Origin of the sequence: Bacillus sp. JJ1521 (assembly GCF_036965165.1) — a bacterium.
Lineage (GTDB): Bacteria > Bacillota > Bacilli > Bacillales > Bacillaceae_L > Ferdinandcohnia.
Genome location: NZ_JBALOX010000116.1, coordinates 495 through 12,203, shown reverse-complemented (window position 1 = coordinate 12,203; position 11,709 = coordinate 495). Strand labels below are relative to the sequence as shown.

The window sequence follows — 11,709 nt, the reverse complement described above, 5'->3', positions numbered from 1 at the left end:
CGGACTTTTTGAACAACCCCTCATATTATCCTTCATAATTCAATGTATGCTAGCTTGGACACATTATGCCAACTCATCTGATATCTACCGGAAGATTCCATACAAAATAAATGCAACCCCGAGCCCTATGAATATAAGCTTTGAATAGGATAGTTGATCTGCCAATCCAATTAGACCGATTGACATCGTCGCAATTAAAATAAGCGGGCCGACAATCGCAAGTAGCGCATTTACGACTAGCGCTTTTTTTACATCATTAAAAACCAGCATTAAAACGGCCGCCGTGATCTCTAAGCACCCAGATAGAATCCTGAGGCCCGCCATTGTCAAAACAGTTGAATCAATCATCGAAAACATTCGTTTCATTGTAGTCCCCACCCAATATAATTTCTTTTGTACAACCTATGCTTGTTCGATGATTTTCAGAAGAGGAAATTTTGTGGATTGGTTGGTTGGCGGTGTTTAATGGTATTTTGGGGTGGGTGATATACCGATAGGGACGGTTGCGGTATACCGGNNGTATATCGTTTTCGGTTTTGTGGACGGGGATATACCGCTAGGAACGGTTGCGGTATACAGGTCGGTTTTGTGGGCGGGGATATATCGCTAGGAGCAGTTGCGGTATACCTGCTTGGGATTTTGGGATGGGTGATATACCGATAGGGACGGTTGCGTATATCGTTTACGGTTTTGTGGACGGGGATATACCGCTAGGAACGGTTGCGGTATACCGGCTTGCGATTTTCTGGTGCCCGATATACCACTAGGAGCTTCGTGTTGTATCCCTATACCCTTTTTACAAAAAAAAGAACCCACCTCAATCGGTGAGTCCTTAACATTTTCTTATGCACGTGATATGTAAGATCCTTCATCTGTGTTAATGATTAACACATCACCTTCATTAATAAAAAAAGGAACTTGTACAATTAAACCTGTTTCAAGAGTTGCTGGTTTTGAACCACCAGAAGCTGTATCACCTTTGATACCAGGCTCTGTTTCAACTACTTTTAGCTCAACTGTATTTGGTAGTTCAACTCCAAGAGTTTCAGTTTGGAACATCATGATGTGAACTTCCATATTTTCTTTTAAGAACTTTAACTCATACTCAATTACTGATGCTGGTAGCTCGATTTGCTCATAAGATTCATTGTCCATGAATACATGTGAATCACCGTTTGCATACAAATATTGCATTCTGCGGTTTTCGATTTGAGCTTTTGCCACTTTTTCACCGGCACGGAATGTTTTTTCTTGCACGTTACCTGTACGAAGGTTACGAAGTTTTGAACGTACGAATGCAGCACCTTTACCTGGCTTCACGTGTTGGAAATCCATTACTCTCCATATTCCGCCGTCTACTTCAATTGTCAAACCTGTACGAAAATCGTTAACTGAAATCATATATTGTTTCCTCCTAATTCAATTGCGACAAACATTTGTCTATAGAATAATTAGTTCTTTCTTCGAGAATGTGAGCGATTCGTTGCCATCGTTTCTGACAACTACATCATCTTCAATTCTCACGCCACCTAATCCTGCTATGTAAATTCCTGGTTCACAGGTTACGATCATTCCTGGTTCAAGTACATTATCAGATCGGAATGATAAGGATGGCTGTTCGTGAACCTCCATACCAAGCCCGTGACCGGTAGAATGACCAAAATATTCTCCATAGCCTTTTTCCGAAATATAATCACGAGTTAGAGCATCAGCTTCCTTACCTGTGATGCCAGCCTTGATCCCCGCCATACCACGAAGTTGAGTCTCTAAAACAACATCATAAATGTTTTTTAGTTCATCACTAGGTGTACCAACAGCAACTGTACGTGTGATGTCGGAACAATATCCTTTATAATATGCTCCATAATCCAGAGTTACAAAATCACCTTTTTCAATCACTTTGTCACTTGCAACCCCGTGCGGTAAGGCAGAACGATGACCTGATGCAACAATTGTATCGAATGAAGATGAAGTAGCTCCTTGTTTTCGCATAAAGAATTCTAACTCAGTTGAAACTTCTATTTCGGTAATACCAGGACGAATCACATCTAAGATATGTGTAAAGGCGGCGTCAGCTATCTCCGCTGCTTCCTTTAATATCTTAATCTCTGACTCTGTCTTAATCAAGCGTAACTTTTCAATTGCGCCTGAAACGGGAACAAGTTCAGCGTTCACTTCTTTGTCATATGCTGTATAAGTAGCATAAGTAAGGTCCTCTTGCTCAAATCCAAGCTTTTTAATTCCCATTTTCTCAGCTTGTTTTGCAACCTCTTCAATGATCGGTCCAGAATGTTGCACAATGTCAAATTCCTTCACCTGTTCATTTGCTTGTTCCACATAGCGAAAATCCGTAATAAAAACTGCCGAACTTTCAGAAATGAGGGCAACACCAGCAGTACCGGTGAAATTTGTTATGTAACGTCTGTTATAGCTATTAGTAACTAATAAACCATCAATTCCAAAGTCAGAAAAACTTTTACGTAATTTTTCTATTTTACTCATCTAGCTTTCCCCCTAAGTGCCCTATTATTGCAAGTCAGAGCAAGTTTGTAGCCGTAGCCACCTGCGACAATTTGCCCAATTGTCCACAAGACTATGACTAATGTGTATCGAAACTCCTAAGGAGTATTTTTGCGATATGTAAACTCCCTTAAAAATAGAATGTTCGAACAAGAACATTCTATCATAATTTCCCCTAATTTACCTACTCATTTGTAGCAGCGGCTTGCCTTTCACCCTTCATTTCATTCTGCTCAAATGAAATCGAGTAACCTATAAAGACACCATATAGAATATAAAAGCATATTGTAGTAATAACTGTATTCCGTTTTAGTTCGGCAACGGTTTTAATATCCGGAAAAATCGGATTAAACACATAAAAAACAATCAGCCATAAAACGATGCCAAACCCGGCACCCACCCAAATGGACTGAAACTTTTTTAGAAAAGCATAATATAAAAATGCGACTCCTATTGATAAAATACCAATTACAAAAATTCCAATAAACTGACCTAACACGCGATTTTTCCAATCACCGAGGATCCACGGCTTAAGGATAAGATTAGGGCTCAGTTCTGTAAAATGAAAAACATACGTAAAATAGGACAGCATACTCCAAAAAATGCCCCCGAACAAACCGATCACTACAACCTTACCAATTAGAGACATTTCACCGTCATTTTTGTTTTGTTCAAGTTCTGGATTCTTTTTTTCAGCATCTACCACAGGTCAACACCTCCATTCGCTAGTATGTCCAGAACTTTAATCAAATACGCTTTTGCGTATTTGCGTCCAGATTTTTATAGGCCCCACGAGGTGGGTCATAAAGACTTTGCCACAGGACGTGGCGGTCTTAGTCTTTGATCCTAAGCTCGAAAAAACTTCCTTACAAAAATCTGTGACATCACCCGGAGGCTTTAACTTTATTCAGCTAGGTTGACTTAGTGTGATATTATTTGTTTCTCATAACGCATAGTATCAGTGTACTTTTGCTGAATAAATTTATCTATTTTAAAAAGATTCGTGGAAAAATGTGTAGCATTGGAAATTGCTGGGTACAATAGTAAATGTTGAATGTAATAAAAATAAAATTTGTCAAAAATGGTGTTGTTAAGATAGAGGTTTATTAGCTTATCTTGTAGAATATATATAATTAAGAGGCACTTATTATTTTTACAATTATACATTTTCAATTGAAATATACGAGCAACAACAACATTGATTTATAATACAATATAAGTATAGTTTTTTAGGAGGTGTATCTCATGAATCGTCGTAAATCAAATATAGTCGTCAAGATTTTACTAGGATTAGGTGCACTTGGATTTGTCTACACCCTTTTCACTCGTCCGGGTTCATTACTCGTGCAAGCAGGCATGATTTTCCTATTCATAGGTATCATCTATCTACTATATAAATTTGTTTTTAGTCGACGAATGGGAGGAAAGGAACAATCCGCTTATTTACGCGCAGCTAAACAATCCAGGAAGCGATTTAAAACAGGAAGTCAGAGAAAGTCACAGACTATGGGAATGGGCAGTAAAAAACCTACGGCAAGTGCGACAAAACGATCGACTGTATCGCCAATTCATAAAAAGCGAAAAACGAATACGACACATCTAACCGTTATTGAAGGAAAAAAGGGGAAAAAGAAGAATCGAGCATTGTTCTAACTTTATTCAGCATAAGGCTGAATAAAGTTTTTTTGATTGCTTCGATTCCCCTTTTCACATATGCTAAAAACCCCATGTTCGTAAAAAGGCTTCTGCACGCTTTTTACCAACCTGAATGAGCTCATGTTTTTTTTCATCCGTAACACCAAACTCTGTGGTCAAACCACTTTCAATCGGTATAAAAATGATATTTTTTTCATGTCGACGCGAGATATAACGCGCATCATGGGCATTTTTCATCGTTTCGAAGAGGGCATTAAACATATCGATGGCATTATTAATTTTATTTTGTTTTTGCTGCTGGCTGTTCCCACTAAGCTTGATTCCAAGGACAGGGCGTAACTTTAGTTTTTTTTCCTCATCAAAAATCCAGATTGGAAAGTTCGATAATACCCCGCCATCCACTACGATTGTATTACCTTGATAGTCTTTTAAACGGACAGGCTCAAAAAAATAAGGGAGGCTACAGCTCATCCGAACAGCTTTTGCAACAGAAAAGGATGCAGGATGAATTCCATAACGTTCTAAATCATCAGGCAACACGATGATTCTTCCATTCGTTAAGTCGGAAGCAATGATCCTTAACCGACCTTCAGGGAGGTTTTGAAAGGTTACTACACCCTTCGCGCGGAGCTTTTGATAAATCCATTTCTCTAGCATATCGCCTTTATATAAACCTAGCCGCCAATATAAAAGAAGCCATTTAGCTAAAGGAGTAGGTAAAAGGGCTTTTCGTTGGTCTAAAAAATCACTAAGGTTTAGCTCCTCCATAAGGTCGATAATCTCATTACTTGTATATCCCGCGGCTATTAAAGAGGCAATTAAGGAACCTGCACTAGTTCCGGCCATTCTTGCAAAGGCAAATCCCTTTTCCTCGATTGCTTGGTATGCACCAATTAACGCAAATCCTTTTATTCCACCACCCGAAAAAACGCCATCGATTAACATAGAACCCCTCCCATTAAATCAATGCCTTTATACATTTTTAATCGGGTAGCTTGGGATTTAGTACGTAGGATTATTTTTGTAGATAAAAAAAGAAGGAATCCGATTAAGATTCCCTCTTTAGCGTTTCATTACAATCCACATTTAAGCTGTGCATTACAGTTTGTACATGTGTTACATCCACCAAGATCTTCGACTGTACCTTGTCGACATACTGGACATGTGTCGCCTACTTCTGAACCGATTGTAACGTCAGTTTGGCGTAAATCCATAATCGTATCCATCAGAACGACTCGATTTTTCGGCTTTTCTTCTGTTGTAACTTCTGTATCTGTATCATCAAAAGTGTTCTCTTCCGCTTTTAATGTAAGAACTTGAGAGTCACGGCTTCCGTCAACGTAGACTGTTCCACCTTTTGCTCCACCTTTGTAGAGGCGTTCGTATATAGCTTCTACTTGAGAAACACTGTAGCCTTTTGGTGCGTTAACAGTTTTACTGATTGAGCTGTCAATCCAGCGTTGGATGACACATTGTACATCAGCATGTGCTTCTGCTGAAAGCTCTATTGCAGAAACGAACCAGTTAGGTAGGTTATTTGGATCTGCTTCTGGATTATTATCTAAATATTCTTGCACGATATCCGCTTTTACTTCAATAAACTTACCTAAACGTCCACTTCTGAAGTAAGAGAACGAGAAGTAAGGTTCTAAACCTGTAGAGACGCCAACCATTGTTCCTGTGCTGCCTGTAGGGGCTACAGTTAGTAAGTGTGAGTTACGAATTCCGTGTTTTTTGATTCCTTCTTTAATATCCTCAGGCATTTTTTCCATGTATCCAGTTTTAACTAAAGCTTCTCTGATACGATTTCCATCCTCCGGTGAATTTCCTTCTAAGAATGGGAAGCTTCCTTTTTCTTTTGCCAGTTCAATTGATGCACGGTAAGCTGTCGTTGCGATTGTTTCGAACACTTCGTCAACTAGTTTGTTACCTTCTTCTGAACCATATTCTGTCTCACAATAGATCAGCATATCGTGTAATCCCATTACACCTAGACCAACACGACGCTCGCCTAATGCTTGTTTTTTATTAGCTTCTAAGAAGTATGGAGTTGCATCAATTACGTTATCCTGCATTCGTACTCCAACTTCAACTGTTTGCTTAAGTTTTTCAAAGTTAACAGTTTTTGTTTCTTTATCAACCATTTCAGCTAAGTTAACCGCTGCAAGGTTACAAACACTGTAAGGTGCGAGAGGTTGCTCCAATTCTCGCTCTTGTTACCCTATCGGCTTTTTATCCGATAGCTCTTACGGTTGAGTTCCCGTAAGTTCAGCATACATTTTAATTACACAAACTCTTCATAAACTTTAGTAATTCTTTTCTTCCAAGATCTTCTCCAAAAACAGCCTTTGAAATAACCCTAAAATCCTTTACACCAAATTCTGTTTGGATATCTATTAATAACGGAGAAATAGTTGTTTTAATCCTATTAAATGGTGTTCTAGAAACAATATCTTTATTTTCATCAGTCCAACGAATAATGTAGTCTTTTATGTTGTGATGTATATCTTGCCTTTTCTCAACATAACGGATGGTTGCTTTTTTTATAGCAACTTTTGCAGCACAAGGCTGACTACAAAATTTTTGGGACGAAGTTATTAATGTTTCAAATTGCGTTGTACAATGTTTACAAACTCTTATCTCACGAGGGGTCTTAATATAACCTTTTTTTATTCCACTTTTCCGTAAACCTTCAAGCATTTTCTGTCTAGAAACACTGTCATTCGCCCACAGTTGTTTTGTATGCTTTCCGATTAACTTTTTGGTACTCTCGCTATGCCTAAGATTATAATGACCATTCAATTCGCCATATGCAGCCTTATTAATGGTTGTATGTTCTGAATTTATCCATTCAGTAATAACTGAATTCAAAGAGAATGGTAACGAAATATAAAGGTTTAACAATTCCTCATAAGATAATAATTCACACTCAACATTGTAATTACCTGCAATTATTTCTAGAACTCTTCTAGCTTCTTCTTTAGCTTTTGTATTTCTTGATTTAATTTCAACTATTTTTATTAATTCTCCGTTTTTTCCATAGAAGAAAAAATCTGGCTTATAAACTTTATACCCAATATCAAAGTTTTTGTCTTCATAGCTCCAAGGTATAGAATGAAAATCAAGGTATTTTGCATATGCGTATTCATAAGAACTTCTTAAATAATGTCCTTTATAGAATCCGGCATATCCTCTATTCATTCTCTCACCTCAAACAATTTGACAACTTTAATTTGGAGTGTTAATGAAATTGTGTAATTTTGCGGCCTCGTGGATGGATTATATTCTGTTAGAACAGGTTCACCATCTATGCGTTGCCCCTGACTGAAACTTTACTTTCAGCCTTCGGTTCGGGTTGCCAATCTCAGGATCCCCGCTTTATTCCGCAATGTTTAACGTGAGGCAAGCTATTTACCACACGGATTTGTTGCAACAACTTTTTGACCATAGCTTTGAGCGTTTGTCATGTCGTTTGCATTATCAATGAAGAAAATTCCAGGTTCTGCAGCATAAGTTGCACAAATATTGATCAAGTTCCAAAGATCTTTTGCCTTAACCTTACGATACACACGTACTTTATGGCCAAGTTTTTCCCATTCACGTACGTCCCCAACCTTGTGCCATTCTTCATTATAGATTTTCATTTCTTCTTCATTATAACTCTCTACATCTGGGAATTTAAGTTCATATAACTCGTCATTTTCAACAGCCTGCATAAAATCACTTGTGATACAAACTGAAATATTAGCACCTGTTAAAAACTCAGGATTATGAACACTGTAAGTTCCGCCTGCAACTAATTTTTGCTCCGCATCTTTAATGATTTTCTCACTAAATCCACCCAAACCAGGGATCTGTTTATAGTTCACAATGCCTTGGTACATTTGAACTTCCTGCTCCGTGAACGGAGTGAACTTTAGTTTTTCTTGAGCGTATTTTTTGATTGTTTCATCTTCTGTATTTTCGATTAAATAACGAAGAATTCTTGGATTTTGCATCTTCGAAATGATAAATTCAATGATGTCAGGATGAAAATCCGCTAGCATGATCATTTGAGCACCACGTCTGGACCCACCCTGCTCAACAAGATGTGTTAATTTCGCAATGTCGTCTAACCATGAAACAGAACCAGATGACTTACCATTTACACCGCGTGCTAGTGTGTTTCGTGGGCGTAATGTAGAACCGTTTGTTCCAACACCGCCACCACGGCTCATGATTTCCATTACCTGTTTACGGTGCTCAGAGATACCTTCACGAGAATCTTGAACGTACGGCATTACGTAACAGTTAAAGTACGTCACATCTGTATCCGCACCTGCTCCGTAAAGAACACGCCCAGCTGGAATGAAGTTAAGGTTTACAAGCTCTTGATAGAACTTTTCAAACCATTCCTTGCGCTTTTCCTCCGTTTTCTCAACTGAAGCCAAACCAGTGGCATTTCTTTTTGCAATTTGCTCATAGTAGATTTCAAGTGGTTTCTCAATAACATCTAGTGATCGATTTACAATTCCTGTTTCCACTTCTTCTGGGTTGTCCAACACACTACGATATTCTTCGTCTACTAGCACCTGTGCTGTCTTCTGCTCCCAATCGATATCAACGATGAAACCTAAACCACGTGCAGGGAACTTTGGATCTTCCTTGATCGTTAGAACAACAAAGTCACCTTCTGCAAGAGTAAGCTTTTCAGTATCCTTAAACGTATACCGGTCAAGCATTACTAGCCTTGATACGCCCTTATGCGTAATCTTCATGTCCTCCGTAATTGGATGGACTTGAGGAAAAAGGCGTATGTCCTGGTTCAACCTTTCAACATTAATATTCATTTTTTCTAGCACAACAGTCATTCTCACATCTCCCTTTGAATCTATTAAATAATTATGCGCTTATTAGATAAGTTATAAAATTAAAGTATCATATATCCATATGAAAGACAACATAAAAATCAATATATAGTGTTAAAATAATTTTCGACACCACTACATATTGATTTTCGGATGAATAAAATCTATTTTGTCAAACTAAAAATAGTATAATATATAAAGCAAAACAGAGGAAAAACTAGGTAAACTAAATAATTTCGTGTTTTTTGAAGAATTTTGTCGGTTGATTTTTACCTATAATAGAACAAATTCAGATATACCAAAGATTTCCGGTTTTATCCTACTAAATAACGAGTAAAAAATTTATTTATCTTTTAAAATTCCATTCATCTGATTTGTATCTTCTTTCTGCTATATCATGTACATAGTTTAATTCTTCTTTTGTCAATTGATAAGGCTCAAGCACAATATTTAGTCCTTCCTCAAACCCTTCTTTAAAAGCTTGCTTCGCTTCATCAAGCGTAACTGGAGTCTCCCTTAAAGCATTTATAGCAACTGCCTTCTTTTTAAAATTGCGTTGCATTCTCTCCCTAACACGTTCACTTGAATATTTAAATAGATCAAATAATTTATCCTCATCTATATCTAGTAGGATCGAGCCATGCTGAAGAATAACACCTTTCTGCCTAGTTTGTGCACTCCCAGCTACTTTCCTTCCTTCAACAACAAGCTCGTACCAAGAAGGTGCATCAAAGCAAACTGCAGATCTTGGATTTTTTAATCCTTCACGCTCTTCAGCCGTCTTAGGAACAGCAAAATAGGCATCAAGACCAAGTTTGCGAAAGCCTTGCAAAACTCCTTCAGAAATAACACGGTATGCCTCAGTTACCGTTTTGGGCATTTCGGGATGCTCCTCCGACACAATTACACTATACGTAAGCTCCTGATCGTGTAAAACCCCTCTTCCGCCTGTAGGACGACGAACAAAACCAAGTCCATATTTTTTCACGGCGTCGAGATCAATTTCTTTTTCTACCTTTTGAAAATAACCAATTGAAAGAGTCGCTGGATTCCAACCATAAAAACGAATCGTCGGTGGAATTTTTCCCTCGCTGTTCCAATCGAGTAACGCTTCATCTAAAGCCATATTAAGTTCCGGCGAACAATGACCGGAATCAATAAATCTCCATACCTCTTTTTCCATACGAAACCCTCTTTGTCAAAAATTGTTTGCCAGTCCTTAGTCTATCAGAACAAAAATTGTTTTTCAAAATCAAAACCTCCAGAGAATTCCTTTGATTCTTTTTAACCACACGAATATAATAGAAAAGAGAGATAGAAAAAGGAGTAGATTGATTTTGGAAATACTTTTTATTGTTTTAGNNATTCTTCTACCAACGAAAAATAGTAACTGTTTTAACTGAAGAACAGTTTCGTGAAGGGTATCGCAAAGCCCAACTAATCGATGTTCGTGAACCAAACGAATTTGACGGGGGCCATATTTTAGGCGCACGTAATATCCCATTATCCCAGATGAAACAAAGATTATCAGAAATCAGACCTGACAAACCAGTCTACTTATACTGCCAAAACACTGTTCGTAGTGGTCGCGCAGCACAATTACTACGAAAAAAAGGCTATAAAGACCTTTACCAGCTACAAGGCGGCTTTAAAAAGTGGTCAGGTAAAATAAAGAAAAAATAACCTATTCCATCATTGGAATAGGTTTTTTCATGCTCCTTTAATTATGATAAAATATGGATAGAATAACCTGAGGTGATACTTTGAACATTTCAAAAGGACTTTACCATACTATCTACCACCCAAGACTAATCATCATCCCACTTATCGTAAATGTCATTCTAACATTTACTGGAGCAATAGGTGCATATGCTGGCTTCACCGTATTTTCTTTTCACTTCATTGATTACAAAATACCCTATGCGATCCCATTAATAAATGACGTAAACTTGCATGGACCATCAACAAATTGGCTGCTCACTAGCGTAGCCACCATTATCATACTTCTATTGAAAAGCTATGCACTCAGCATGTATCTCGGCTCCATGAAATGCTTTTTAGANNAATACATATTCCATCTTAAAAATTGCACCTTACTATTTTGAAAGAATGGTGCAATTTTCAATCATTCAATTTTTCATAATGGGGTTAGTCTATCTTCTATTAAATGTTTTTTGGCCATTAGCTCTATTAGGAATTCTAATTATACTATTTTACACCCTAACCCCATACATTATTGTTCTAGAAGACACCACTGTTAGGGAAGCAATAGCAAGATCACCAAAACTATTTATTAAGAACTTTGGAACGTTAATTTTTATAGCGTTGATATCCTTAATTTTGACATTTTTAATTACTGAGCTTCCGATTACTGATAAAAAATTAGCTTATTACATGGTCACACTATTATATAGCTTTATGGGGACCACCATAATTTTTGCGGTGATGAATTGTTTACATAAAAGCATATATAAATTCAGTCTTCCGTCGAAGAAAGTAAAAAAATCAAGAAGATACTATCCAGCACTTTGGATAGCTGCCCTACTATTACCATTTATAGTGGCTTTGATGGTTACAGCTTAAGGAATGATATGTTAAATGAATGTTCTGGATGAAATACAGATGAGAAAACTTATCAAATTGATAGTTTGTGGAAATCAATTCTAGAACGGTATACCGTTTATCG

The 11,709-nt window shown here is 37.5% G+C and carries 8 protein-coding genes and 3 pseudogenes; 2 read left to right on the top strand and 9 right to left on the bottom strand.

All coding sequences use genetic code 11. The features are described from left to right. Positions 1-84 precede the first annotated feature (84 nt). The 4 genes from V7147_RS15985 to V7147_RS15970 form a co-directional block, all read right to left on the bottom strand. Positions 85-366 (bottom strand): YqhV family protein, encoded by a 282-nt coding sequence (locus V7147_RS15985; protein ID WP_335368829.1) that lies wholly within the window; start codon positions 364-366, stop codon positions 85-87. Between the two features lie 477 nt (positions 367-843). Further along, complete coding sequence (gene efp / locus V7147_RS15980) at positions 844-1,401, bottom strand: elongation factor P (protein WP_335368828.1); 558 nt, start codon at positions 1,399-1,401, stop codon at positions 844-846. A gap of 39 nt (positions 1,402-1,440) precedes the next feature. Further along, on the bottom strand, positions 1,441-2,502 hold the full coding sequence (locus V7147_RS15975; protein WP_335368827.1) for a M24 family metallopeptidase: 1,062 nt from the start codon (positions 2,500-2,502) through the stop codon (positions 1,441-1,443). 202 nt (positions 2,503-2,704) lie between these two features. Next, positions 2,705-3,226: a YqhR family membrane protein gene (locus V7147_RS15970; RefSeq protein ID WP_335368826.1), complete on the bottom strand. Its 522-nt coding sequence runs from the start codon at positions 3,224-3,226 to the stop codon at positions 2,705-2,707. A gap of 539 nt (positions 3,227-3,765) precedes the next feature. Here V7147_RS15970 and V7147_RS15965 point away from each other — a divergent pair. Further along, complete coding sequence (locus V7147_RS15965) at positions 3,766-4,173, top strand: SA1362 family protein (RefSeq protein ID WP_335368825.1); 408 nt, start codon at positions 3,766-3,768, stop codon at positions 4,171-4,173. 63 nt (positions 4,174-4,236) lie between these two features. On the opposite strand, the gene V7147_RS15960 is transcribed toward V7147_RS15965, so the two are convergent. The 5 genes and pseudogenes from V7147_RS15960 to V7147_RS15940 form a co-directional block, all read right to left on the bottom strand. After that, positions 4,237-5,121 (bottom strand): patatin-like phospholipase family protein, encoded by an 885-nt coding sequence (locus V7147_RS15960; RefSeq protein WP_335368824.1) that lies wholly within the window; start codon positions 5,119-5,121, stop codon positions 4,237-4,239. Between the two features lie 128 nt (positions 5,122-5,249). Then, a pseudogene (locus tag V7147_RS15955) lies at positions 5,250-6,377 on the bottom strand (vitamin B12-dependent ribonucleotide reductase); the annotation flags it as partial. Positions 6,378-6,456: 79 nt separating this feature from the next. Continuing rightward, positions 6,457-7,377: a restriction endonuclease gene (locus V7147_RS15950; protein WP_335368823.1), complete on the bottom strand. Its 921-nt coding sequence runs from the start codon at positions 7,375-7,377 to the stop codon at positions 6,457-6,459. A 209-nt stretch (positions 7,378-7,586) separates the two neighbouring features. Then, a pseudogene (locus tag V7147_RS15945) lies at positions 7,587-9,026 on the bottom strand (vitamin B12-dependent ribonucleotide reductase); the annotation flags it as partial. Between the two features lie 343 nt (positions 9,027-9,369). Further along, the gene (locus tag V7147_RS15940; protein ID WP_335368822.1) at positions 9,370-10,206 is read right to left on the bottom strand and encodes a lipoate--protein ligase family protein; all 837 of its coding nucleotides are present in this window, start codon (positions 10,204-10,206) and stop codon (positions 9,370-9,372) included. Positions 10,207-10,412: 206 nt separating this feature from the next. Between V7147_RS15940 and V7147_RS15935 the strand changes: the two are divergent. Further along, a pseudogene (locus V7147_RS15935) lies at positions 10,413-10,706 on the top strand (rhodanese-like domain-containing protein); the annotation flags it as partial. Positions 10,707-11,709 lie beyond the last annotated feature (1,003 nt).

Excerpts from the sequence above, each read along its gene's own strand:
- V7147_RS15940 (WP_335368822.1), bottom strand. The coding sequence starts at position 10,206 with ATGGAAAAAGAGGTATGGAGATTTATTGATTCCGGTCATTGTTCGCCG.
- efp (WP_335368828.1), bottom strand. The coding sequence starts at position 1,401 with ATGATTTCAGTTAACGATTTTCGTACAGGTTTGACAATTGAAGTAGAC.
- V7147_RS15965 (WP_335368825.1), top strand. The coding sequence starts at position 3,766 with ATGAATCGTCGTAAATCAAATATAGTCGTCAAGATTTTACTAGGATTA.
- V7147_RS15960 (WP_335368824.1), bottom strand. The coding sequence starts at position 5,121 with ATGTTAATCGATGGCGTTTTTTCGGGTGGTGGAATAAAAGGATTTGCG.
- V7147_RS15985 (WP_335368829.1), bottom strand. The coding sequence starts at position 366 with ATGAAACGAATGTTTTCGATGATTGATTCAACTGTTTTGACAATGGCG.
- V7147_RS15975 (WP_335368827.1), bottom strand. The coding sequence starts at position 2,502 with ATGAGTAAAATAGAAAAATTACGTAAAAGTTTTTCTGACTTTGGAATT.
- V7147_RS15950 (WP_335368823.1), bottom strand. The coding sequence starts at position 7,377 with ATGAATAGAGGATATGCCGGATTCTATAAAGGACATTATTTAAGAAGT.